Raw genomic sequence first — 24,282 nt, 5'->3', positions numbered from 1 at the left:
TGTTCTTTTAAAATGCTATGAATTCATTAAGCTGCTGGTCAATGGCTGCAAGTGTTGGTTCGTCTTTTATACTACCATCAAGATTAAGCAAAACATTCACAACTGATATTGGCAGTTTGTTATGGTGTACCATCATTTTGACATAATGAAGGATCCCTGTAAGGTGCTCCATCCCGCGCAGATTTCCTGCCCTCCCTGTTGAAACGCCCGTTAACAGTGCTTTCTTCCCGGCCCATACCCTGTTGATATCAGTACTGTCGATAAGACTTTTCAAAACCCCGGGGATACTTCCGTTGTATTCAGGTGAAATGAAAATAAATTTCTCCGTATCAGCCAGAAGCCTGTTCTCCAATGCCCTGATGCCTTCATTGCGGGTACTGACATCTAAATTTTCTAATGAGACCATTTCAGCTTCAATTCCTTTTGCTGCCAGTAATTCTTTGTATTGATTGGCAATTTTAATGGTATTACTTCCTGGCCGGTTGGTTCCGGATATGATGGTGTACATGCAATTTTATTCTGGGTGCAAAATTCTGCCTTTCAATAACACCATCCAACCCGGTTTGTTCCGGATTTTATGCCCTGAAACGTTATTTTTGCCATCCCTACATTAAAATCGAGCTAATTATGCAATTCACTTACTACGGACATTCCTGCTTTTCAGTGCGTATAAATGGAAAAAAACTATTGTTTGATCCATTCATTACCTATAATGAATTGGCGTCGGGCATTGATGCAGAAGCTGTTGAGGCAGATTATATCCTGGTTTCTCATGGACATGCAGATCATATAGCAGACTGTGTTGCCATCGCAAAAAGAACAGGTGCAAAAGTGGTAGCTAATTGGGAAATACATGAATGGCTGAATAAAAACGGTGTAGCCAACACTCATCCAATGAATACTGGTGGCATGTGGGATTTCCATGATTTCAGGGTCAAATGCGTGGTGGCACAGCATTCTTCCGGCCTCCCCGATGGAAGCTATGGTGGCAATCCGGTAGGATTTATCGTCTTCACAGATGCTGGCAACTTCTATTATAGTGGTGATACCGCATTAACCCTTGATATGCAGCTTATTCCACGATGGGCAAAACTTAATTTTGCGGTGTTACCTATTGGCGACAACTTTACGATGGATGCTGCCGATGCACTTGCCTGCGCTGAAATGATACAGTGCCAGCAAGTTATTGGCGTTCATTATGACACATTCGGATATATTAAAATAGATCATAATGCTGCAAAACAGGTATTTGCAGCAGCAGGAAAAAGGCTTCACCTTGTTACAATTGGTGATACCATTTCCCTCTGATAAGAATCCCTGAAAACAAGAAAGAACGAGGAGAATAATATGGCAAGAATAATTGGCGTAGCAAATCAGAAAGGTGGTGTCGGAAAAACTACCACTGCCATTAACCTGGCAGCAAGCTTTGCGGTACTTGAATACAGGACATTACTGGTAGATGCTGACCCGCAGGCCAACAGTACCACTGGAACGGGTTTCGATCTTCATAATATCACCCAGAGCCTGTATGATTGCATGGTGAATGGTACACCTATCAGGGATGTGATCCTGAAAACGGATATCCCCCACCTCGATGTGGTACCATCCCATATTGATTTGGTGGGAGCGGAAATTGAAATGATCAATTATCCCAACCGTGAAAATGTATTAAAGGGAATATTGCAGCCTATCCAGGATGATTATGATTTTATCGTGATTGATTGTTCTCCTTCACTTGGTCTTATAACGGTGAATGCATTAACCGCAGCCAATTCTGTTATTGTTCCGGTTCAAACCGAATTTTTTGCATTGGAAGGATTGGGAAAATTACTCAATACAATAAAGATCGTGCAGAACAGGCTCAACCAGGAACTTGCTATTGAAGGGATACTAATGACCATGTATGATGGTCGCCTTCGGCTATGCAACCAGGTAGTGAGTGAAGTTCGCCGTCACTTTGATGAACTCGTATTTGATACGATCGTTCACCGGAATACAAGAATCAGTGAAGCGCCATCTGTGGGTAAGCCCGTGATTCTCTATGACGCCTATAGCAAGGGTTCTGTGAACTACCTTAATCTCGCCAAGGAAATATTGCAGAAGAACAATATGACCAGGATCAAACAGGAAGACAGGATTATTGAAATGGAAGAAGAAGGCAATACAGAAGATTAAGCCAACCTGATTTAGAATTTTAAAGTTGTTATACAGAAATGAATAGTCCCAATAAAAAAGACGCCTTAGGAAAAGGAATCCGTTCCCTTTTACAGAATATTGATGCTGATTTAAAAAATACTGCGGGACAATTAAAACCTCAGGTGGTTGAAGCGGCCACCGGCATGATGCGCATACCGATTGGTCAGATCGAAACCAATCCAAAGCAACCGCGTCATGATTTTGACGAGCAGGCGCTGAACGAACTCGCTGCTTCTATCAGGATACATGATATCATTCAACCAATAACTGTATCAAAACTTCCATCCGGCAAGTATCGCCTTATTTCAGGAGAAAGAAGATTCAGGGCTTCCAAGATAGCGGGACTTAAAGATATGCCTGCCTATATCCGCCAGGCAGATGACCAGCAACTTCTTGAGCTTGCACTTCTGGAAAACCTCCAGCGTGAAGACCTCAACGCCATTGAGGTTAGCCTCAGCTACAAGCGGATGATGGATGAGCTGAACTATACCCAGGAACAGGTTGCAGAGAGAATGGGAAAAGAAAGAAGCACTGTTGCCAACTATGTCAGACTACTTAAACTGCCACCCGATATCCAGGTAGCCGTACGCAATGGAACCGTTAGTATGGGCCATGCCCGTGCACTTATCAATGTTGACCTGGTAGATAAGCAGCTATATATTTTCAACGAGATTAAGAACAAAGGATTATCTGTTCGCCAAACGGAAGAGTTGGTGCGTAAACTTTACAAGGAAGATGTTCCCGCTGTTAAAAATGCCGCAAAACTTGCACTTCCTCCTGCCTATAAAAAAATAGAGGATAATTTAGCATCACATTTCAGCACCCGGGTAAAATTGAACCATAACAAGAAAGGGCATGGCAATATTACACTGGAGTATTATTCGATCCAGGAATTGAATAAGATCCTTGAAGCAATGGGAGTTGATGTGAACTAAAGACATGAAACAAACCCGGGTAATCATTCTGCTATTTTCTTTACTGCTATGCAGATCACTTTCCCATGCCCAGGATAGTACACAAACCCTCATCATTGATTCTGCAGTACTGCTCAAGGCAAATATCACAGGTGATACTGTGAAAAAGCATAGCCCAAGGAAAGCGATAATACGATCAGCCATATTACCGGGCTGGGGACAGGCATACAATAAAAAATACTGGAAGATTCCCATCATATATGGCGCATTGGGTGCTACCGGCTATGTATTTGCAGATAATATAAAAGTTTACAGGGATGTGCGTTATGCATACCAGGTTTCGGTTGAAGGAGACACATCCAAATATGAATCGGTGGCTGAATATCTCAAACCATTTGTGAGGGGCAATTACACCAATTCATTGCGAAATTTCCGTAATGAGTCAAGAAGAAATATTGATTATTCGGTTCTTGTTTTCCTGCTATTCTGGGGACTTAATGTGGTTGATGCAACGGTTGATGCCCATCTGAAAGATTTTGATGTTAGTCCCAACCTCAGCATGAAGATCAAACCCATGCTTCCCACCAATATGAGCCAGAATGGAAATACGCCGGGCTCTTTAACCGGACTATCCCTTGTGTTGGACATCCACAAGGCCCGACCGCGTCTTCTGCCCATTTCTCCCTAAATTGCATTTCTTTAATTTCTGATCAATATGAAAATAGCATTGGTAGGCTACGGCAAAATGGGAAAAGCCATTGAAGAGATTGCGCTGCAGAGAGGGCATGAAATTGTGCTGAAAATAGATGTGGACAACGCGTCCGACCTTAACAGGGAGAATATTGCCAAAGCTGATGTAGCCATAGAATTTACCAGTCCCCACAGCGCTTTCAATAATATCATGAAACTTCTTGAATACAAGATTCCTGTGGTATGCGGATCAACAGGATGGCTCGATAAATTAGAAGCTGTTGAAGAATACTGTCTTCAGCAACAAGGTGCATTTTTGTATTCAAGCAACTACTCAGTTGGTGTTAATATTTTCTTTGAGGTGAATAAACTTCTGGCAACGCTTATGACCAACCAGCCTGCCTATGAAGTGTCGATGACGGAAATACATCATACCGAAAAAAAGGATGCACCAAGTGGTACTGCAGTAACATTAGCCGATCAGGTAATGCAGCAAATACCCAGAATTAAAAAATGGGTGAATAATGCCAGTAATAATCCTGAAGAACTGGAGATCATTAGTGAACGTGTTGACCCTGCCCCGGGAACACATAGCGTTTTGTACAGCTCACCTATTGATGATATTGAGATCATCCATACTGCCCACAACAGAACGGGGTTTGCAACCGGAGCTATTCTTGCTGCGGAATTCATCTTTGGTAAAAAAGGGATTTACACAATGAAAGACGTACTTGGGCTTTAGTGATTATTCAGCCAGTAAACTGTTGACCGTTTCTTCAAACTCCCTGATATATTCTGTATAGCGATCTCCTGTTGCGGGACCATAAAACCCTGAATGTACCTTCGCCACGCGGCCGTCTTTTCCAAGGAAAATAGTGCTTGGAAATACTTTAATTGCTGTAAGCTGGGGCAATGTTTTTTCGGTACGCAACGTATCTGAACTAGTTACAGGCGTGATCAGGATCGGATAGTCGACATTGAATCGCTGTTGAAATTTACGAAGGCTTTTCCTTGACCTCTCCAGGTCTGTACTATATTCATAGGCAAGTGCCACCATTTCAATTCCACGCTGCTTGTTATTACGATAGTAATTACTGAGAAAATTTGTTTCATCCATACAATTAGGACACCAGCTACCCATTAACTGAATCACAACCACCTTGTTTTTGAATTTATCATCTTTTATACCAACATGATTTCCATCAATATCGGGAAAACGGAAATTCAATTTATCCTGCCCCGGTTTAACAAAGATGCTGACGTTACCAAGGTCAAGTTTTGCATTAGCGTTTTTCCTTGCTGAGAAGGCTTCTTTATGTGAAGGTCCCGAGTAAAAGTATCCACCCTTTATCGTTTGATCATTGCCGATATGTGCCGAAAAAACATAGGCATGGCTTCCGTCAAACGTTGAAAGGAATAAACTGTCGCCATTTACCACACCTTCCAGGAAGCGGTAATCGCCAGATGGTGTCAGGATGGTTCCTGTGAGTTTTGATCCCTCCTGTATCAGCTCCGCAATGGCAGGCCTTGTACCGCCGGCAGGGCGTATAATTTCCATATCCCACCTGCCGCTGATATTGGTAGCAGGAGCCTTTCCGGAAGGAAATCTTGGTTCTGAACCATGCCTTGCAATGAAAGGCATAACAACATCTTTTCCTGTACTGGTGGCTTTGATCCAATTACCGCGGAGCGACAACCCATCGGGTTGCATTTGCAATTTGAAGTAGGATTCAAAAAATGGCATATCAATGAAAACAGAATCCCTTTCAACTTTCACCTGACGAACTTCCAGCCTTTCTTCCGCATTGCGGATACGGATCACTGGCAGCTGCTTTTCATAGCTTATGTCAAAGTTGAAAACGATATCATTGCCATCTGCCCGCTGGAGGGCCGCTTTCCAAAGTCCGGAACGGAGTTGCTGGGCATGGGCACCAGTTACATAAAATAAAAGAATAAACAACAGGGCAGGTATGCGCTTCATAGCCTGCAAAATTAGGTGGCAGGGGTCATAAATTCTCCTTAAGATTTTCCAGCATATCAGCCGTCATTCTTTCCAGGTCATATTGGTGGTTCCAGCCCCAGTCGCGCCGTGCAATAGAATCATCAATACTCTGTGGCCAGCTATCGGCTATATTCTGCCGGTAATCAGGCTTATAACTCATCTTAAAATCCGGGATATGTTTATGGATCGCATTGGTTATTTCCCGCGGTGAAAAGCTCATTGCCGCCAGGTTATAACTGGTTCTCACTGAAATACTTTCGGCTGGTGCCTCCATGAGTTCAATGGTTGCACGAATGGCATCCGGCATATACATCATGGGAAGATAGGTATCCTCTTTCAGGAAACATTCGTACTTTTTTTCTTCCAGTGCTTCATGGAATATTTCAACTGCATAATCAGTTGTACCGCCACCTGGGGCCGACTTATATGAGATCAGTCCCGGATATCGCAGGCTTCTCACGTCAACGCCAAAACGCTGGAAGTAATAATTACACCAGAATTCGCCTGCATATTTTGAAATGCCATAAACTGTGGTAGGCTCAATGATGGTATACTGGGGACAATTCTGCTTGGGCGATGTAGGACCGAATACTGCAATGGAAGATGGCCAGTAAACTTTATGCAGTTTCTCTTCCCTGGCAATATCCAGGATATTCAGCAGGCTTTGCATATTGAGATGCCAGGCCAGGTTAGGATTCTTTTCGCCGGTAGCAGAAAGAATTGCCGCCAGCAGGTATACCTGGGTAATATTCTGCCTGATCACCTGAACATGCAGCATTTCCTTGTTCAGCGCATCAATGGATACATAAGGACCAGTACCACGAAGGAGCTCATTTTCCTCGCGGAGATCAGAAGCGATGACATTACTATTGCCATAAATTTTTCTCAGTGCCAGGGTAAGTTCAACGCCGATCTGTCCGCAGGCACCGATCACCAGAATCTTTTCTTTGGTCATTTGCAATCATTTGATGGCTGCAAACCTAAGAAGGAACAATGAGATTTGAAACTTTCATGCAATCGATTACGTCATTGCCAGTGTTATTATATTTGCACATGGAACAATTTCTAAAGGACCTTTTCATAGGCCAGACGTATGATGAAAAAAACTTCTTCCTGATTGCAGGCCCATGTGTAATAGAAAGCGAAGAGCTGCTTATGGAAGTGGCAGAAAAAGTAAGTACTGTCTGCAGCCGGTTAGGCATCCCCTATATTTTTAAATCATCCTACCGCAAAGCGAACCGAACCAGTGCCAGTTCATTCACCGGCCTCGGCGATGCTACCGGACTTTCCTTATTAAAAAAGACAGGGGAAAGATTCAATCTTCCCACCATTACCGATATTCATGCACATGATGAGGCAGCACCCGCTGCTCAATATGCCGACCTCTTGCAGATACCTGCTTTTTTATGCAGGCAAACCGATCTTCTCATTGCTGCTGCAGAAACAGGTAAGGTGATCAATGTTAAAAAGGGACAATTCCTTAGTGGTCCGGCCATGAAATTTGCGGTTGAAAAGATCCGCAATGCAGGAAATGACAAGATCATTCTTACTGAAAGGGGAAACAGTTTTGGCTACCAGGATCTTGTTGTGGATTTCAGGAATATACCCTGGATGAAAGAACATGGCGTTCCCGTAGTGATGGATGTGACGCATAGCCTTCAACAACCCAACCAAACATCGGGTGTTACAGGAGGAAACCCGGCTATGATAGGCACCATCGCAAAAGCTGCCTTAGCTGCAGGAGCCGATGGGCTTTTCATTGAAACACATCCTAATCCGGCCGTTGCAAAAAGTGATGGGGCCAATATGCTTCAGCTTAACAGGCTGGAAGGCTTACTGGAAGAACTGGTGCGGTTGAGAAAAGTGCTCTAAGATCTCAGTTTAATATATTTCAACCATAATGTTCCATCTGCCCTGGTAACGCCAGGGTAGATGACCTGCCTGCCATCTTTATCCTGAGCCAACAGGCTGTTAAAAAGCAGTACTGCAGCAAGGAAGAATATGCATCTCATATATTAATTTCGTTAGTTTATAAAAATAACAAGGGGCGCAAAGTAGCGAATAATTATTTTTACCCATAATTACCGGATCCTGAAAAGAGTACTCTCCATAATTGGCTACATTCTTCTTTCGCTGCTTTTATTGGTGGTGTTGATATATTTCTCCCTGCAAACAAGGCCTGTTCAGAATTTCCTTGTTAAACAGGCTGCCAGCCGTCTTTCAAAAGCCCTGAATACCGAGGTTAAAGTGAGCTATATAGATCTCGAATTCTTTGACAAACTTGAATTGAAAGGAACCCTCGTGAGAGATCATAATAAGGATACCCTTCTTTATGCGGGTGCCGTTAAAGTGAATATAACCGACTGGTTTTTCTTCAAGGATAAGATCGAGTTGAAATATATAGGACTGGAAAGCACCTATATTAACCTGCAAAGGCAGGATTCGGTATGGAATTACCAATTCCTCATCGATTATTTTTCTGCTCCGCCATCAGCAAAGAAAAAACAACCCATTGAGCTATCAGTAAATACCATCGATCTTAAAAATATCCGGCTCCTGCAACAGGACGGCTGGCGGGGAGAGAACCTCGGACTTGCTTTAAAATCACTTCATCTCGAAGCCCGGGTATTTGATCTTAAAAACAAACAGATCCATATCAACCAGCTTGCCCTCGAGCAACCGGTTTTTTCCATTTATAATTATGATGGCAAAAGACCACCTGTTGAACGAAGGCCCAAAACCGGTATAGCACCGGTGAATGACCCCGATAAGCTCCGTTGGAATCCCGGCAAATGGGGTCTTAGTATTAATGCACTCACTATCAAAGATGGCGGTTTCAGAAACGATGTGGAGAATGGTCGCGACCCCTTCTATTATTTTGATGGCGCTCATTTTGTATTTGGAAATATTAACTCCCGGTTCGAGAACCTTACACTCATTAACGATACATTTTCGGCGAACGTTTTAATCGCCACAAAAGAAAGAAGCGGATTTGAGGTAAAGCAACTCAAGTCAAAGATGAAATTTCATCCTGAGGCGATGGAGTTCAGGGAGCTTGATATAAGGACCAGCAAAAGCCGGCTGAAAGATTTCTTTGCCATGCGCTACGACAGCTTCAATGACATGAGCAGCTTTATTGATAAAGTAAGGCTTGAAGGAAATTTTGTAGACGCGGTAATACATAGCGATGATATTGCCTATTTCGCTCCGGCGCTGAAAGAATGGGAAAAGCGCATATCCCTTACAGGTAAGATCAAAGGCACCATCAGCAACCTTAATGGCAAAAGGGTTATTGCCCGCGCAGGGTCAAGCACCTACCTGAACGGTGATTTCACATTGAGTGGTCTTCCGGATATTGAAAAAACCTATATTGATTTCACGGCCAATGATTTCAGGACTACCTATTCGGATGCGCAAAAGATCTTTCCAGAATTAAAACAGGTTAGGGATCTTCGGATTGAGCGGCTCTCCTATCTCAACTTCAAAGGCAGCTTTACCGGCTTTATCCGTGATTTTGTAACCTATGGTACTATTGAAACAGCGCTTGGCACCATACGCACTGATCTGAATATGAAGATCCCTGTCAAAGGAACACCCTCCTATTCAGGCACCATCAAGACCGACGATTTCCAACTAGGACAATTCATCGACAATAATAAGATCGGCAATTTCGCCGTGGCTGGTGATATTAAAGGGAAAGGATTTACCATGTCGGCGCTGGATGCCAGCCTGGTAGGAACACTTCCATTTATTGAATATAACGGTTACCGATACACGGATATAGCTATTGATGGTCAATTCGCCAAAAGGCTATTCAATGGAAACCTTGTAGTGAATGATCCACACCTGGAAGCAACACTCAAAGGATTGGTTGACCTCTCCGGTAAAATACCGAAGTTCGATTTTAACGCGCTAGTTAATAATGCAAACCTTCAGAGTCTAAATTTTTCAAAAGAGGAGCTGGACATCAATGGGATCTTCAATGTAAATTTCACCGGTAATACCGTTGACAATTTCTTAGGCACCGCCCGCATTGCAGAAGCATCTATATTTAAGAACGGCCAGAGGATCGCTTTTGATTCCTTATATGTGGAATCATCAAGGCTTCCAAACAATAACAAGACCATTACTGTAAAAAGCAATGAATTTGAGGGGATACTGGCAGGCGAATTCAATATAAGTTCCCTTCCGGATGCCTTCCAGACCTTCCTTAACCGCTATTTCCCCAGCTATATAGCAGCTTCTACCAAAAAGGTTGATAATAATTTCAGTTTTTTCATCACCACCCGTAAAATTGATGACTACCTTGATCTTCTCGACAAGCGCTTAAAGGGTTTCAATTTTGCCACCATTAATGGACGGCTCAACACCAGGGACAATATTTTTGATGTGGATGCAGAGCTGCCACATTTTGGTTATAATAATCTCGGATTCTACGAAGTTAAACTGCAGGGAAGAGGAAATTATGATTCATTATCGGTGGCCACCACTGTCGGAGACATTTTTGTGAATGACAGCCTTCATTTTCCGGAATCACAAATTTCAATTACCACCAGCAATGACCTTTCTAAAGTAAACATTAAAACCAGCGCTAACCAAACGTTGAACAGGGCCGATATATCAGGTGAAGTGCAGACCCTGAAAAATGGTTTCCGGCTAAAATTCAATCCATCGTTTTTCGATATCAATAATAAAGAATGGACCATTGATGAAGGTGGTGAGATCATCCTGAGTAAGGACCTTGTAACTTCTGATGGCGTAAGGATCTATAGTGGTGACCAGGAGATACTCATAAGTTCGGCGCCCTCTTCCATCGGCACAGGCAATGATCTGAAAGTGGATCTTAAAAAAATACAGATCGGTGATTTTGCGCCATTCTTTGTGAAGAGTAACCGCTTAGAGGGCTTACTCACCGGAACAGTTGAAGTGATCGAACCATTCGGAAAATTACAGATAGATGCCACTGCAGTGGCGGAACAATTCAGGCTGGATGATGATTCTATTGGTACAATAGATCTCAGCAGTACCTATTCAAAACAGTCGGGAAAGGTCACCTTCAAAACATTCTCCTCTAACGAAAATTATAATTTCAATATAACCGGTCTCGTTAATACCCGCGATTCACTTTCTGATGCTATTGATATCAATGCAAAACTGGATCACACCAGTATCAGCCTTCTTGAAAAATACCTTGGGGGAGTATTCAGCAAGATCGATGGAAAGGCCACCGGCAATCTCCGCATTGTGGGCCGGGGCAGTAACCTGAAGTACCTGGGTGATCTTGAACTCAGTGAAGGCGGAATATTGGTGGACTATACAAAAGTCTATTACCGTATTCCAGCAGCCACGGTGAAACTTTCGGATGGCATGATCGACTTTGGCAGGTTACAAATCGAAGATACCCTTGGCAATAAAGGTGAACTAACGGAAGGAAAGTTATACCACAATAATTTCAAGGACATGGCCTTTGATTTTAAAGTGCGGTCATCTAATATGTTGCTGTTGAACACAACCAGTGTCGACAATAAATTATTCTACGGAACAGTGATTGGGAAGGCCAATATGAATATCAGTGGCCCCATGTATGATATGACCATGGATATCAGTAGTGAACCTACTGACAGTAGCAGGGTTTATATTGCCACAGGTGCCAGCAGGGAAAGTGCCGAGGCTGATTTTATCGTGTGGAAAGAATATGGTAAGGAAATGGAAGCCTACCGCCCCTATGGAAAGGAATCTAACCTTACTGTATCACTTGATATTACAGCCAATAACAAGGCAACGGTTTATATGATCATTGATGAAACCACGGGAGATATCATTTCTGCGAAAGGAAATGGTAATCTCAAAATGCGCGTTGGTACCAATGAAAACTTAACCATGAATGGCCGCTATGAAATTGAAAGCGGTTTTTATGATTTCAATTTCCAGGCCTGGAAAAAGACCTTTATTCTCTTACCGGAAAGGAATAATTATATCTCCTGGAATGGTGATCCTTATGAAGCCACCTTAAAGATCGATGCACTTTACCAGGCCGATAATGTTCGCTTCAGTGACCTGCTAAGCAGTGGCGGATTCAGCGTTACCAACGAAGATGTAAGGCGCTACCGGGGAAGGGTAAACGTAATTGCGAACATCTCCGATAAACTGACCCAGCCTAAGATCAAGTTCCAGATCGAACTACCTGAGAATAGTCCGCTCCGGAACAATACCGAAGCACAGGGACTTATCTCTATTATCCAGCGTGATGAAAATGAATTGAACAAACAGGTTTCTTACCTGATCCTCTTTAACACTTTTGGTCCGCTCACCGCGGCAGGAAGCGCGCAGAATAACAGTGGCTCTTTTGCCAGTGCTGCTTTTGAAAGCCTGGTTGTAAGTAGTATTTCCGGATTTCTTTCCAATGTATTGTCAAACGAATTCTCCAAATTGCTTCAGAATGTATTCAATGATAAGAGTCTGAAGTTTAACATGAATGCTTCATTGTATAGCGGAACCAACATCACCGGGCAGAACAATTCTTCTATCATGCTTCCCGACCGTACCAATATCAACCTTAGTGTTGCAAAAAGTTACCTGAATGAGCGCCTGACCTTTGTTGTGGGAAGTGCCATTGACTTTGGTATCGGATCACAGCAGGCCGCTACCTTCCAGTTTCTTCCTGATGTGCAGGCCGAATACAAACTGACCCCTGACGGGAAATTCCGCATCACCTTTTTCTACCGTAATAACTGGAGTTATATCGCGCAGAATGCACTGCAGCGTTCAGGCGTAAGTTTATCGTTCCGCAAAGAGTTTGACCGCATACGTGAACTATTCTCCCGAAAGCCGAAAAAAACTATAGCGAATTTACAAACTCCCCCTGCCGATAGCACATTAAATGAATAAGCGATCATTCAGCATCCAGGATACGATGCCCCAATTTGTCGCGCTTTGTTTTCAGGTACTTCTCATTATGGGGGTTCGACTTAACATTAATAGGAATACAATCCACGATCTCAATTCCATATCCCATTAAGCCGGCACGCTTACGGGGATTATTACTGATCAACCGAAGCCTGGTGATATTCAGGTAGCGAAGCATCTGTGCGCCCACGCCATAATCGCGTTTATCCATGGGAAAGCCTAAATGAAGATTGGCTTCCACTGTATCCATTCCTTCCTCCTGTAATTTATATGCGCGGAGTTTATTCATCAGCCCTATCCCCCTTCCTTCCTGGTTCATATATAGTACTGCACCCTTACCGGCTGCCTCCACCATTTCCAATGCCTTGTGTAACTGGTCACCGCAATCGCATCGCAATGAGCCAAGTATATCACCTGTAAAGCAGGATGAATGGATCCTTACCATGATGGGCTCATCTTTTTCCCACTCACCTTTTATCAGGGCGATATGTTCGTTCTGGGTATGCTTTTCACGGAAGGCAACCATCTTAAAATGGCCATATTTGGTGGGCATGTCAACTGTCACCACTTCTTCTATTAGTGAATCGCGTTTGAGGCGATATTCTATCAGATCCTTTATTGAGATGATCTTGATCCCAAGTTTAGCTGAAAGCACCTGCAGTTCGGGAAGACGGGCCATTGAGCCGTCTTCATTGAGAATTTCCACCAGTACTCCTGCCGGTTCCATACCCGCCAGCCTGGCCAGGTCAATGGTGGCCTCTGTATGTCCGGCCCGGCGCAATACGCCACCCTTTTTTGCCCTTAGAGGGAAAATATGCCCCGGGCGGCCAAGATCGGATGGTTTTGTTTCCGGATTGATAAGCGCCTGAACGGTCCGGGCCCTGTCCTGGGCCGAAATTCCAGTGGTACAGCCATGGCCCAGCAGATCGACAGAAACGGTAAATGCTGTTTCATGAAGGGCCGTATTACTGTTCACCATCATTTCCAGGTTCAGCTCATCACAACGGTCTTCCACCAGCGCCGCACAGATCAGTCCCCGCCCCTCTTTGCTCATGAAGTTGATGACCTCAGCGGTAACATGCCGGGCGGCGATCACAAAATCACCCTCATTCTCACGGTCTTCATCATCAACAACGATCAGCATTTTGCCGTTACGGAAATCTTCAATGGCACTTTCTATACTGTCCAGCATACAAGATATTTAAGCAAAACTAACAATAATAAGTCTCTCCTGTTCAGAACCAGTTCTTATAAGGATGAGATGACCTTCACCACCATTCAAACCCGGAATAGTGGTTTAAGGGTAAATGGGTAATATTCAATAGCTAAACATTAAAACAAGGGATGGGTTACAATTTGTTAATATAGTCTTAACGGAGTTAGGGGATAATTCATTTTCTTTGCAGCAAATTTGTAAAACACACACATTATGTTTGTAAAGAGAATTGTACGATTAGTATGCCTTTTCCTGGCATTCGCGATCAGCACAAATGCTCAGGTAACCACCAGCAGCATGACCGGTTCGGTTAAGGCTGCTTCGGGAGATCCTCTTGTAGGCGCTTCTGTTACCGTGACGCATGTGCCAACAGGAACAGTCTATACCACATTAACCCGTGCGGGTGGCCGGTTTGACCTGGCCAATATCAATACCGGTGGCCCTTACAGGGTGCAGGTATCATTCGTGGGCTTTGAATCTGTTACCAGGGAAGACATATTCGTGGATCTTGGTGAAACAGAACAACAGAATTTCAGCCTGTCAGACAAATCTACTGAGCTTACAGAAGTTATAGTAGCTGGTGTTGCACGCCCGCGCGAAACAGGTAAGGGTGGCACAGAAACATCTGTGGGAAGAGATAAAATGGCTAACCTCCCAACAGTTGGCCGGAATATTTCTGACTTCCTGCGTTTTGTTCCCCAGGCTAAGATCACCGGAGATGGTGGTGTTGCCATTGCCGGACAAAACAACCGTTATAATTCTTTTTATATAGATGGTGCGGTGAACAATGATGTATTTGGTCTTGCCGCAAGCGGAACCAATGGTGGTCAAACAGGTGCACCTCCAATTTCAATTGATGCCATCGACCAGTTCCAGGTTGTAGTATCACCTTATGATGCTTCTTTGGGTAACTTCACCGGTGGTGGTATCAATGCCATCACACGTAGTGGTACCAACGAAACACAGGGAAGTCTTTACTATTTCTTCCGTAACCAGGACCTCAGTGGTAAGACACCCGGCGTTGATAAAGATGCAGCAACCAAGCTAAATGATTTCAGTAATAAAACCTATGGCTTCCGTATTGGTGGCCCCATTATCAAGAACAAATTGTTCTACTTTGTGAATGCTGAAATGCAGCGCGATGAGCGTCCTCAGCCATTTAAATTTTCTGATTATAGTGGTTCTCTTACAAAGTCTGACATTGACGGACTTGCATCTTATCTAATTAGTGAATATGGATATGACCCCGGTGGTTACGAGAACAATGCCGAGAAGCTTGATGCTGATCGGGTTGCTGCCAAATTAGACTGGAATATCAACAGTCGCCATAAACTCAGCCTTAGCTACCGCTATAATAGTGCTGAAAGGTTTAATACGAGCCGCAGTACTGCGCAGAACATTAACTTCTACAACAATGGTTATATCATGCCCAATAAAACCAACTCTGGTTCATTGGAATTGAACAGCCGTTTCAATAAAGGTGCCAACAACAAATTGTTGCTCACTTTTACTAATGTTGTGGATGACCGCGGTCCCCTTGGATCGGCATTCCCAAGGGTACGAATCAATGATGGCAGCAATAACCTCATTTTTGGTACCGAAGAGTTTTCAACTGGTAACAAACTGGAACAGAAGAATATCGCCATTTTCGATGTATTCAAACTTTATAAGGGTAAACATACTCTTTCAATTGGTACCGATAATGAGCTGAGTAATTCATATAATATCTTCATCCGCCAGAACTATGGTTCCTATGTATTCAGCAGCCTGGAAGAGTTCTTAGAAGGAGGAAACGCATCAACGTATAACCGCTCTTATTCGGTTGTTGACAATGCAACTGGTGATGCAAGTGTTAATGCAGCAGCTTCATTTAAGAATCTTCGCCTCGGATTTTTCGTAAACGATGAGATAAAGGTTACCGATAATTTTACGCTTAATCTTGGTCTGCGTGCTGACAATACTATTTATCTGGATGATCCCCGCACAGATAATTTTTTCAATGATACAGCTATTGCAGCCATCAGTCAGTATTATGACCTGAAGGGTGCAAGAAGCGGACAGATCGCTGATCCAAAATGGTCCATCAATCCACGTGTTGGATTCACTTACAAAATTGGTGAAGACAATATCACTATCCGTGGTGGATTGGGAACATTTACCGGTCGTGTTCCCCTGGTTTGGCCTGGTGGCGTGTACAACAACAACGGTATCAGCATCGCAGGTATGAATGGTTCGAACCTGGCCTTCCGCCCTGATCCATTTGACCAGTACACTCTTGCAGACATCGGCCGTACGGCAAGGCTTCCATCGGGTGAAATCAACCTGATCGCCAAAAACTTTCGTCTGAACAAGGTTTTCCGTACCTCTCTTGGTGTTGATAAGATTCTGGAAGGTGGATGGAAACTGAGCATCGAAGGTGTATTCACCAAGAATATCAATGAGATCGATTATAAGCAGGTTAACCTCCTGCCTCCAACTTTAAAATCAGTTGGTGTTGATTCACGCCCTGTATATGCACTATCCGGAAACTTCCCCAAGACTATCCCGATGCGTCCAGATGGAAGCAATCCTTACACAGGAATTTTCCTCTTATCTAACAACAAGGATAAGAAAGGATTTGCCTACAACTTCACTTTTACTGTAGATAAAGCATGGAGAAAAGGTTTTGCTTTCAATGCTAACTACACTTATGGTAACTCAGTTGTTATGAACGAAGGAACCAGTTCCCAAAACAGTTCGCAGTGGAGGTTTATGGAAACTGTTTATGGTCGTAATTTCATGACCCGCAGTACAAGTGATTTTGATATCGCTCATCGCCTGAATGCCTATATCGCAAAAAAGATCACGTATGCAAACAAGATGTTGGCTACAACCTTCTCTCTTGTGTACAATGGACAGAGTGGAGCGCCGTTCAGTTATGTAATGAGTCGTGGTATGGTTCGTGACTTTGATAACTTCGAAGACAATGACCTGATCTATGTACCGCAGAATAAGAGTGATATCATTTTTGTTCAGAATGGCACCCTTACCCCCGACCAGCAGTGGACGCTTTTCAATGACTACATTGAGAACGATGACTACCTGAGCAAACGTCGTGGTCAGTATGCTGAAAGAAACGGAGCACGTCTTCCTTTTACGCATGTTATAGACCTGAAGATCCAGCAGGACTTCAATATCCGCATCGCTAAGAAGACTTATCAGTTCCAGATCTCTTACGATGTGTTCAACTTCACTAATATGTTGAACCGCGATTGGGGTCGTCAGTATTTTGCACTTAATGACAACTACCGTATCCTGAGCCTTGCTTCAAGTTATAGCTCAGACCTGACTCCACGTTATACATTTACACCGCCAACCAATGGCAAGCCTTACACAGTAAGCGATGGTGTTTACAACAGCAGTCGCTGGACCAGCCAGGTTGGACTTCGTTTTAACTTCTGATAATAATCAGATCAATAAAAAAGAGGCCGTTTCAAGTAATTTGAGACGGCCTCTTTTTTTGCGCATATACTAAAGGGTTATTCTGTATCCTTCATCTCCTTAAAAAATTCACGCACCAGTGAGGTGTACAGTTTGTTACGTGTCACATTCAGGCGAAGCAGTGCTGCATCGCGGGTGGCTTCATCACTTATAATACCGCGGGCATAATAATTGGCCTGCTCCATCCGCTCGTTATTCTTCAACTGCTTTTCAGTTAAAACCCGCTTGCTAAAATCGGGGTATTGACTGAGGAAGGTCTTATCCCCTCTCTGTTTAATAACAATGTCCTTGCCTATGCGGCCGGAAGCAAGTTTCATTAAAAAGTTTTTAGCGATTGCCATATCCGTTCATTATATGACTAATATAAGAAATATCCTTGGGTTTTCTCAGGGTATTTTTAGGCTTATCCTAGGCTTTTATAGCCTAAAATCCCCAGGATAACCCTAGGATAACCCCAGGATAACCCTAGGATAGATTAAATACCAGACATGATTTACCCTCCCTGTACAGTAAGACAAGTTAGCAGGAATACAGCAAGGTTTTATTTACCGAATGCCCATTTCAGGAAGTCGGGCATAGCTTTGGCCCAGGTAGCCACATCGTGGCGGCCATCGGCAAGTTCGAGGTAGACCATATCGTTATCGCGGCTATAACCCTTTGCCACCAGTTCATCCATCAATCCCATAGTATCTTCAATAGAATCGATGATGCCATTATTGTTACGGTCATTTGTTTCATCTAGGGTTCCGGTCATGAAAAAGAATTTCAGCCAGGGGGCGTAGTTTCCTTTCCTTACCTGCTGGTGAATGATGCGATGTTTATCATCATCATATTCAGGATCATCCTGGTCAATATTCCGCCACCAGAGAGAGCCGGAAAATACGCCCACTTTTGTGAATTCATGAGGATGCGCCCATACGATATCAAGGGCACTCAATCCCCCTAAAGAGAATCCCGCAAAAGCCTTCTCGCCAAACTCAGCGATGCCGAGTTTTTTACGAATAAAGGGAAGCAACTCTTCAAAAATAAAAAAGGTGTAGAGGTCGGCCTTATTACCCCTGTCCATATAATCAGGGATACCCGCGGTACCATATTCGAGCCGGCGGTCTTCGCCTGCATGGATACCCACACAAACAAGCGGGCGCAGATGTCCTGTCTTCTCCATGGTGGCAAGCATATTTGTGAGGCCCACCTTTTCCATGTCCTGCCCATCATTGATCAGTAATAAAGAAGGATAGCTTTCAGGGGAAAGAGAGCGGGGACGCCAGGCATCAACTTTTACTTTCCGACCGAGGTGTTCGGACCTTATTTCGAAATGCAGTTTTTCTATCGGAAGTGTTATTTCTGGGCACATCAGTTCCTTCATATCGGTTTCTCTCGGTAATGTTTGTAGCGGATGAAAATAAGAGTTTTCTGCTAAATAATAGTATATTGAAAACAGTTAGTAATCATTAAACTGACAAGAGACTTATGAAAAAGATTGGCATCCTCTTTGGCCAGGAACGCAGTTTTCCGATGGCCTTTATTGAGCGCGTAAATAGTAAAAATATAGAAGGTATTGTTGCAGAACCGGTACGGATCGATAAGGTTATGCAGGGCGAGCCAACAGAATATGCAGTGATCATAGATCGCATATCACAGGATGTGCCTTTTTACCGGGCCTACCTGAAGAATGCAGCTATCAGCGGCACCGCAGTTATCAACAACCCTTTCTGGTGGAGTGCCGATGAGAAGTTCTTCAATAATGCACTGGCTACTAAAATAGGCGTGCCTGTTCCCAAAACAGTGATACTTCCATCAAGGGACCTGCCTGCAGATACCACTGACCAGAGTTTCAGTAACCTTGCCTACCCACTCGACTGGGAAGGTATTTTCCAGTATGTTGGGTTCCCTGCTTACATGAAACCTTTTGCAGGCGGGGGCTGGAAAAATGTTTATAAGCTGACAAGTATGGATGACTTCTTTGAGAAGCATAATGAAACCGGCGAGTTGGTGATGTTATTGCAGGAAGAGATCGTGTTTGATGAATATTACCGTTGTTACTGCATTGGTGGAAAGCATGTTCACATCATGCCCTATGAACCCCGCAATCCGCATCACCTGCGTTACCAGGCAGATTTCTCACCTAGTGCGGAAAGACATGCACAAATGGAAGAGATCGTACTTCGCATAAATCAATACCTCGGCTATGATTTCAATACAGTAGAACTCGCACTGCGTGATGGTGTTCCATATGCTATCGACTTCTGCAACCCTGCCCCTGATGCAGAAATAAAAAGTATTGGTGAAGACAATTTCGCCTGGGTGGTAGAAACAGCAGCTAATTATGCCATTGAAAAAGCAATGTCATTTCAGCCGGGAATGGATAATCTCACCTGGGGTGAATATGTAAAAAGAAGCAGCAACAAAATACCCCTGATCTGATCAGGATCGAAAAACTAACTTGCTTATGTCATCTATCAATTACCAGCAATTTACACTTGGCGTTGAAGAAGAATATATGGTGATTGATCCGCAGACCCGCGAACTGAAAAGTCACGAACAGAAGATCGTGCTTGAGGGACAAAAGATCATAAAGGATAAAGTTAAGGCAGAGATGCACCAGGCCGTGGTAGAAGTGGGAACAGATATCTGCAAAAACATTGATGAGGCGCTTAATGATATCGCTATTCTAAGAAAAACCATATCGCAGGTTGCCGGCGAACTGGGTTTCGCCATGGGAGCCGCGGGTACCCATCCCTTCAGTCATTGGCAAAGCCAGCTTATAACCGACCATGTACGTTATAGCGAAATTGTAAATGAATTACAGGAAGCTGCACGCAGTAACCTCATCTTCGGATTGCATGTGCATGTGGGAATGGAAAATCGTGAGATGGCCAACCATATAGCCAACAGCACGCGTTACTTTTTGCCACATATCTATGCGCTGAGTACCAACTCCCCTTTCTGGGAAGGAAGGCAAACGGGATATAAGTCATTCAGGACAAAAGTTTTTGATAAGTTCCCACGTACAGGCATACCCGAATACTTCGCCACCATCGAAGATTACGACAATTTTGTAAAGATGCTGGTGAAAACCAATTGCATCGATAATGCCAAGAAGATCTGGTGGGATCTCAGGGTTCATCCGTTTTTCAATACTGTTGAGTTCCGGATTTGTGATGTGCCGCTAACGGCGCATGAAACAATAATCATTGCTGCGCTGTTCCAGGCCATCTGTGCCAAGATCTATAAATTGCGCACCAATAACCTGAATTTCATGCAGTATTCAAGGGCGCTGATCAATGAGAATAAATGGCGTGCGAGCCGGTATGGACTTGATGGCAGACTTATTGATTTCGGTAAGGAGGAAGAAGTGAATACCAGGGTGCTTATTTATGAACTCCTTGATTTTGTTGATGATGTTGTTGATGAACTTGGAAGCAGGCATATATTATCACTGGTTCCCAAATTACTGGAAACCGGAACAGGTGCCGATCGTCAGCTCAAGGTATACAATGAAACCAATAGTATGGTGGAAGTGGTTGATTATATCCGTGAGCAATTCCTCTACGGAATCTGAACATCGTATGAGAAAACCAATCTGGATTATATTGTTTGCATGCATCTCAGTTATGCCTGCAGTCGCGCAGAAAATTGACAGTGCAACAATCAGCAATGCTTTAATTATTGCCGGACTGAATTTTACTGCTGCTGAAAAAGATTCCATGGCCGACGGGTTAAAAGATAACCTGAAAACGTATGAAGGCTTAAGGAAGCAACCCATACCTAATGACCTGGCCTACCCTTTTGGTTTCCAGCCGGCACTGGGTTCAGGAAGAACTACAGGAATGCAAAAAGAGACCACCTGGCGCATTCCGGCAAACACGGTAATGCCGGCCAATAAAGAAGATCTGGCATTTTATTCCATTCCACAATTGGCCTCACTGCTGAGAGCAAAAAAGATCAGTTCGGTTGAGCTTACCCGTTTCTTTATCGGACGTTTAAAAAAATGGGGTGATACCCTTCAATGTGTTATCACCATTACGGAAGAACTCGCCATGAAAGAAGCGGCTGCGGCCGATGAGGAATTGAAGAAAGGGAAATGGCGTGGTGCGCTGCATGGCATCCCTTATGGATTAAAAGATCTGTTTGCCGTGAAAGGATATAAAACAACCTGGGGTTCGGTTCCTTATAAAGACCAGGTAATTGAGGAGAATGCATTTGTGTATGAACAACTCCGAAAGGCAGGAGCAGTGCTTTGTGCCAAGCTGACGCTGGGCGAACTTGCCTATGGAGACCAGTGGTTTGGCGGTAAAACAAAAAACCCCTGGAATACGACCTATGGTTCAAGTGGCTCTTCAGCCGGATCAGCATCTGCCACAGCGGCTGGACTGTTACCTTTTGCCATTGGTACTGAAACATGGGGTTCAATTATCTCCCCCTCACATACCTGTGGGGTAACAGGCCTAAGGCCAACATTCGGTTCTGTGAGCAGAACAGGTGCCATGGTACTGAGCTGGAGCCTTGATAAAGTGGGACCCATTACCCGATCGGCTGAAGATGCTGCCATTGTTTTTTATTATATAAAAGGAACGGATGGGAAAGACCCTTCTGCCACAGAGCATGCATTCAACTTTACTGCGGGCCGCGATATAAAAAAATTGAGAATTGCTTATGCTGAAAATTATTTTAAGAGGCTGGGTTCAGTGTCTTTGCAGTCGAAAGTGCTGGATCAGTTGAGAGCCATGGGAGCAAATATTGTGGCGGTTGATTTTCCAGATTCTACTATCTATCCCTACCCTATCATGGATCCCATCATCAGTGCAGAATCGGCAGCAGCTTTTGATGAACTGACACGTAGTAACATGGATGACCTGATACGCAGGCAGGATAAGAATTTCTGGCCCAACAGTTTCCGGGTAGCCAGGCTTATACCTGCAGTGGAATATATAAATGCAAACCGGCATCGGAGTTTGCTCATGCAGCAAATGAAAAAGTTCATGGAAAATTATGATGTAGTGATTGTACCAACTTATGGCGGCAACCAGCTGGCGATGACAAATCTTACAGGTCACCCTGCCCTATGCATACCTGTTGGATTTCTTCCGAATGGAACTCCGGCAAGCATAACCTTTCTCGGCAATTTATATGATGAAGCATCGCTGCTGGAACTGGCAAACGCTTTCCAGGGAGCAACTGATCATCACCGTAAGCATCCTGAAAAATTCACTCACTGATAAATATTATTGTTGATGTTTTTACGCAATATTATAACTGCTTTACTATTCATTTATTTTTTACCTGCCTGCAGTACCAAACAGGAAGCAGACCTGCTGGTGCATAATGCCACCATTTACAGTGTAGACAGCAGTTTCACCATCTATGAAGCTATGGCCATAAAAGATGGGAAGATCACTGCACTGGGCAGGAGTGATTCGCTTTTGTCAATAATTACTGCCAAAGAAACAATAGATGCCGGGGGTAAATTCATCTATCCGGGACTCATTGATGCCCATTGCCATTTTTACCGTTATGGACTGGGCTTACAAACAGCCGACCTGGTAGAAACAAAAAGCTGGGAAGCAATCCTGGACAGCCTTAAAAATTTTGCAGGATCGCATCCCGATGGATGGCTTGTTGGCAGGGGCTGGGATCAGAACGATTGGCCACAAAAATCATATCCATCCAATGCAGAACTCAACAAACTCTTTCCCGACCGGCCGGTAATATTAACGAGGATAGACGGGCATGCAGCCATTGCAAACCAGAAAGCATTGGAGATGGCAGGTATCAGGGCTGGGCAATCACTAACCGGTGGTGATATAGAAGTGAAGGACGGGGTACTAACGGGCATCCTTATAGATAATGCCGTTGATCTGGTCTATTCAAAACTGCCAGCACCTGATAAAACGCAAATGAAGGCGGCGCTGATGGATGCGCAGGCCAATTGTTTTGCTATGGGATTAACGACCGTAGATGATTGCGGACTTGATTATGAAGAAGTGCGGGTTATTGACAGTCTGCAAAAAGAGGGTTCATTAAAAATGCGGGTGTTTGCTATGCTAAGTGATAGCAAAAAAAATTACGATGCCATCTTTAAAAACGGGAAAATAAAAACGCCGTATCTGAATGTAAGTTCATTTAAGGTGTATGCTGACGGAGCGTTGGGGTCACGTGGGGCCTGCCTGCTGCAGCCATATAGTGACAGGGCAGGTCATACAGGATTTCTGCTTAGCAAGCCCGAACATTTTGATTCGGTGGCGGCACTGCTTTATGAGAAGGATTTCCAGATGTGTACACATGCAATTGGCGACAGTGGTAACAGGACTATCCTCAATACCTATGCGAAATACCTGAAGGGTTCCAATGACAGGCGATGGAGAATTGAACATGCACAGGTAGTGCATCCGGATGATTTCGCACTATTTGGACAATACAATATCATCCCTTCCGTACAACCTACCCATGCAACTTCAGATATGTATTGGGCGGCTGAACGCCTTGGAAAAGAGCGGGAGAAAGGAGCTTATGCATTTAATGATCTGTTGAATCAGAATGGATGGATACCACTGGGAACGGATTTCCCGGTGGAAGATATCTCACCATTCAAAACTTTCTTTGCAGCGGTGATAAGAAAGGATGCAAATGGGTTTCCTGAGGGCGGGTACCAGCCGGAGAATGCACTTAGCAGGGAAAATGCGCTACGCGGAATGACCATCTGGGCAGCGCATTCAAATTTTGAAGAAAACGAGAAGGGAAGCCTGGAGATAGGAAAATATGCAGACTTTATTATGTTAGAAAAAGATCTTATAAAACTGGATGATACTGAAATACTTTCCACTCTAGTTCAAGCAACCTATATCAATGGACAGGCAGTATACAAAAGATAAAATATA

General features: G+C 43.8%; 19 protein-coding genes. 12 read left to right on the top strand and 7 right to left on the bottom strand.

Going from position 1 to position 24,282, the window contains the following annotated elements; all coding sequences use genetic code 11:
• Window positions 1-7: 7 nt before the first annotated feature.
• Complete coding sequence (locus HY58_RS03960) at window positions 8-508, bottom strand: NADPH-dependent FMN reductase (RefSeq protein WP_039128360.1); 501 nt, start codon at window positions 506-508, stop codon at window positions 8-10.
• 119 nt (window positions 509-627) lie between these two features.
• Here HY58_RS03960 and HY58_RS03955 point away from each other — a divergent pair, with 119 nt between their 5' ends.
• From HY58_RS03955 to dapB, 5 genes are read left to right on the top strand one after another with little or no spacing between them, the layout of a single operon-like run.
• Window positions 628-1,308, top strand: coding sequence for a metal-dependent hydrolase (locus HY58_RS03955; RefSeq protein ID WP_039128358.1), 681 nt, complete (start codon window positions 628-630; stop codon window positions 1,306-1,308).
• Between the two features lie 39 nt (window positions 1,309-1,347).
• The gene (locus tag HY58_RS03950; RefSeq protein WP_039128355.1) at window positions 1,348-2,175 is read left to right on the top strand and encodes a ParA family protein; all 828 of its coding nucleotides are present in this window, start codon (window positions 1,348-1,350) and stop codon (window positions 2,173-2,175) included.
• Window positions 2,176-2,213: 38 nt separating this feature from the next.
• On the top strand, window positions 2,214-3,131 hold the full coding sequence (locus tag HY58_RS03945; RefSeq protein WP_039128352.1) for a ParB/RepB/Spo0J family partition protein: 918 nt from the start codon (window positions 2,214-2,216) through the stop codon (window positions 3,129-3,131).
• 4 nt (window positions 3,132-3,135) lie between these two features.
• Window positions 3,136-3,798, top strand: a complete 663-nt coding sequence (locus HY58_RS03940; protein WP_052323826.1) for a DUF5683 domain-containing protein — start codon at window positions 3,136-3,138, stop codon at window positions 3,796-3,798.
• Window positions 3,799-3,825: 27 nt separating this feature from the next.
• Window positions 3,826-4,542, top strand: coding sequence for a 4-hydroxy-tetrahydrodipicolinate reductase (dapB, locus tag HY58_RS03935; protein WP_039128349.1), 717 nt, complete (start codon window positions 3,826-3,828; stop codon window positions 4,540-4,542).
• 3 nt (window positions 4,543-4,545) lie between these two features.
• Here the strand turns inward: dapB and HY58_RS03930 are convergent, their stop codons facing one another.
• Both HY58_RS03930 and HY58_RS03925 read right to left on the bottom strand, forming a co-directional pair.
• Window positions 4,546-5,781: a peroxiredoxin gene (locus HY58_RS03930; protein WP_039128346.1), complete on the bottom strand. Its 1,236-nt coding sequence runs from the start codon at window positions 5,779-5,781 to the stop codon at window positions 4,546-4,548.
• A 25-nt stretch (window positions 5,782-5,806) separates the two neighbouring features.
• On the bottom strand, window positions 5,807-6,757 hold the full coding sequence (locus tag HY58_RS03925; RefSeq protein ID WP_039128343.1) for an NAD-dependent epimerase/dehydratase family protein: 951 nt from the start codon (window positions 6,755-6,757) through the stop codon (window positions 5,807-5,809).
• 98 nt (window positions 6,758-6,855) lie between these two features.
• Between HY58_RS03925 and kdsA the strand changes: the two genes are divergently transcribed.
• Window positions 6,856-7,674 carry a 3-deoxy-8-phosphooctulonate synthase gene (gene kdsA, locus HY58_RS03920; RefSeq protein ID WP_052323825.1) on the top strand — a complete coding sequence of 273 codons (819 nt, stop codon included), beginning with the start codon at window positions 6,856-6,858 and terminating at the stop codon, window positions 7,672-7,674.
• Here the strand turns inward: kdsA and HY58_RS19405 are convergent.
• Window positions 7,671-7,814 (bottom strand): hypothetical protein, encoded by a 144-nt coding sequence (locus HY58_RS19405; RefSeq protein ID WP_156123565.1) that lies wholly within the window; start codon window positions 7,812-7,814, stop codon window positions 7,671-7,673. The two genes, kdsA and HY58_RS19405, sit on opposite strands and share 4 nt — an antisense overlap.
• A gap of 139 nt (window positions 7,815-7,953) precedes the next feature.
• Here HY58_RS19405 and HY58_RS03915 point away from each other — a divergent pair, with 139 nt between their 5' ends.
• Window positions 7,954-12,690, top strand: a complete 4,737-nt coding sequence (locus HY58_RS03915) for a translocation/assembly module TamB domain-containing protein (protein WP_156123564.1) — start codon at window positions 7,954-7,956, stop codon at window positions 12,688-12,690.
• Window positions 12,691-12,694: 4 nt separating this feature from the next.
• Here the strand turns inward: HY58_RS03915 and HY58_RS03910 are convergent, their stop codons facing one another.
• On the bottom strand, window positions 12,695-13,900 hold the full coding sequence (locus HY58_RS03910) for a bifunctional 3,4-dihydroxy-2-butanone-4-phosphate synthase/GTP cyclohydrolase II (RefSeq protein ID WP_039128338.1): 1,206 nt from the start codon (window positions 13,898-13,900) through the stop codon (window positions 12,695-12,697).
• A gap of 237 nt (window positions 13,901-14,137) precedes the next feature.
• On the opposite strand from HY58_RS03910, the gene HY58_RS03905 reads away from it, so the two are divergent.
• Window positions 14,138-17,365: a TonB-dependent receptor gene (locus HY58_RS03905; RefSeq protein WP_039128335.1), complete on the top strand. Its 3,228-nt coding sequence runs from the start codon at window positions 14,138-14,140 to the stop codon at window positions 17,363-17,365.
• Window positions 17,366-17,442: 77 nt separating this feature from the next.
• On the opposite strand, the gene HY58_RS03900 is transcribed toward HY58_RS03905, so the two are convergent.
• Both HY58_RS03900 and HY58_RS03895 read right to left on the bottom strand, forming a co-directional pair.
• Window positions 17,443-17,721, bottom strand: a complete 279-nt coding sequence (locus HY58_RS03900; protein ID WP_156123563.1) for a hypothetical protein — start codon at window positions 17,719-17,721, stop codon at window positions 17,443-17,445.
• Between the two features lie 224 nt (window positions 17,722-17,945).
• The gene (locus HY58_RS03895; RefSeq protein WP_039129603.1) at window positions 17,946-18,758 is read right to left on the bottom strand and encodes an esterase family protein; all 813 of its coding nucleotides are present in this window, start codon (window positions 18,756-18,758) and stop codon (window positions 17,946-17,948) included.
• A 116-nt stretch (window positions 18,759-18,874) separates the two neighbouring features.
• Between HY58_RS03895 and HY58_RS03890 the strand changes: the two genes are divergently transcribed.
• The 4 genes from HY58_RS03890 to HY58_RS03875 are packed head-to-tail and all read left to right on the top strand — an operon-like array spanning window position 18,875 to window position 24,276.
• Window positions 18,875-19,828 (top strand): RimK family alpha-L-glutamate ligase, encoded by a 954-nt coding sequence (locus HY58_RS03890; protein ID WP_039128329.1) that lies wholly within the window; start codon window positions 18,875-18,877, stop codon window positions 19,826-19,828.
• A gap of 25 nt (window positions 19,829-19,853) precedes the next feature.
• A complete protein-coding gene (locus HY58_RS03885; protein WP_039128326.1) occupies window positions 19,854-20,966 on the top strand; it encodes a carboxylate-amine ligase in 1,113 nt (370 codons plus the stop codon).
• Window positions 20,967-20,973: 7 nt separating this feature from the next.
• Window positions 20,974-22,623 carry an amidase gene (locus tag HY58_RS03880; RefSeq protein ID WP_039128323.1) on the top strand — a complete coding sequence of 550 codons (1,650 nt, stop codon included), beginning with the start codon at window positions 20,974-20,976 and terminating at the stop codon, window positions 22,621-22,623.
• A 15-nt stretch (window positions 22,624-22,638) separates the two neighbouring features.
• Complete coding sequence (locus HY58_RS03875) at window positions 22,639-24,276, top strand: amidohydrolase (RefSeq protein WP_039128320.1); 1,638 nt, start codon at window positions 22,639-22,641, stop codon at window positions 24,274-24,276.
• The last annotated feature ends 6 nt before the right edge of the window (window positions 24,277-24,282 follow it).

The organism is Flavihumibacter sp. ZG627 (assembly GCF_000814325.1).
GTDB lineage: Bacteria > Bacteroidota > Bacteroidia > Chitinophagales > Chitinophagaceae > Flavihumibacter.
This window is presented reverse-complemented; position numbering and strand designations above follow the sequence as displayed.

Excerpts from the sequence above, each read along its gene's own strand:
- HY58_RS03925 (WP_039128343.1), bottom strand. The coding sequence starts at position 6,757 with ATGACCAAAGAAAAGATTCTGGTGATCGGTGCCTGCGGACAGATCGGC.
- HY58_RS03875 (WP_039128320.1), top strand. The coding sequence starts at position 22,639 with ATGTTTTTACGCAATATTATAACTGCTTTACTATTCATTTATTTTTTA.
- HY58_RS03900 (WP_156123563.1), bottom strand. The coding sequence starts at position 17,721 with ATGAAACTTGCTTCCGGCCGCATAGGCAAGGACATTGTTATTAAACAG.
- HY58_RS03895 (WP_039129603.1), bottom strand. The coding sequence starts at position 18,758 with ATGTGCCCAGAAATAACACTTCCGATAGAAAAACTGCATTTCGAAATA.
- HY58_RS03945 (WP_039128352.1), top strand. The coding sequence starts at position 2,214 with ATGAATAGTCCCAATAAAAAAGACGCCTTAGGAAAAGGAATCCGTTCC.
- HY58_RS03910 (WP_039128338.1), bottom strand. The coding sequence starts at position 13,900 with ATGCTGGACAGTATAGAAAGTGCCATTGAAGATTTCCGTAACGGCAAA.
- kdsA (WP_052323825.1), top strand. The coding sequence starts at position 6,856 with ATGGAACAATTTCTAAAGGACCTTTTCATAGGCCAGACGTATGATGAA.
- HY58_RS03905 (WP_039128335.1), top strand. The coding sequence starts at position 14,138 with ATGTTTGTAAAGAGAATTGTACGATTAGTATGCCTTTTCCTGGCATTC.
- HY58_RS03880 (WP_039128323.1), top strand. The coding sequence starts at position 20,974 with ATGAGAAAACCAATCTGGATTATATTGTTTGCATGCATCTCAGTTATG.
- HY58_RS03955 (WP_039128358.1), top strand. The coding sequence starts at position 628 with ATGCAATTCACTTACTACGGACATTCCTGCTTTTCAGTGCGTATAAAT.
- HY58_RS03930 (WP_039128346.1), bottom strand. The coding sequence starts at position 5,781 with ATGAAGCGCATACCTGCCCTGTTGTTTATTCTTTTATTTTATGTAACT.
- HY58_RS19405 (WP_156123565.1), bottom strand. The coding sequence starts at position 7,814 with ATGAGATGCATATTCTTCCTTGCTGCAGTACTGCTTTTTAACAGCCTG.
- HY58_RS03950 (WP_039128355.1), top strand. The coding sequence starts at position 1,348 with ATGGCAAGAATAATTGGCGTAGCAAATCAGAAAGGTGGTGTCGGAAAA.
- HY58_RS03940 (WP_052323826.1), top strand. The coding sequence starts at position 3,136 with ATGAAACAAACCCGGGTAATCATTCTGCTATTTTCTTTACTGCTATGC.
- dapB (WP_039128349.1), top strand. The coding sequence starts at position 3,826 with ATGAAAATAGCATTGGTAGGCTACGGCAAAATGGGAAAAGCCATTGAA.
- HY58_RS03890 (WP_039128329.1), top strand. The coding sequence starts at position 18,875 with ATGAAAAAGATTGGCATCCTCTTTGGCCAGGAACGCAGTTTTCCGATG.
- HY58_RS03960 (WP_039128360.1), bottom strand. The coding sequence starts at position 508 with ATGTACACCATCATATCCGGAACCAACCGGCCAGGAAGTAATACCATT.
- HY58_RS03885 (WP_039128326.1), top strand. The coding sequence starts at position 19,854 with ATGTCATCTATCAATTACCAGCAATTTACACTTGGCGTTGAAGAAGAA.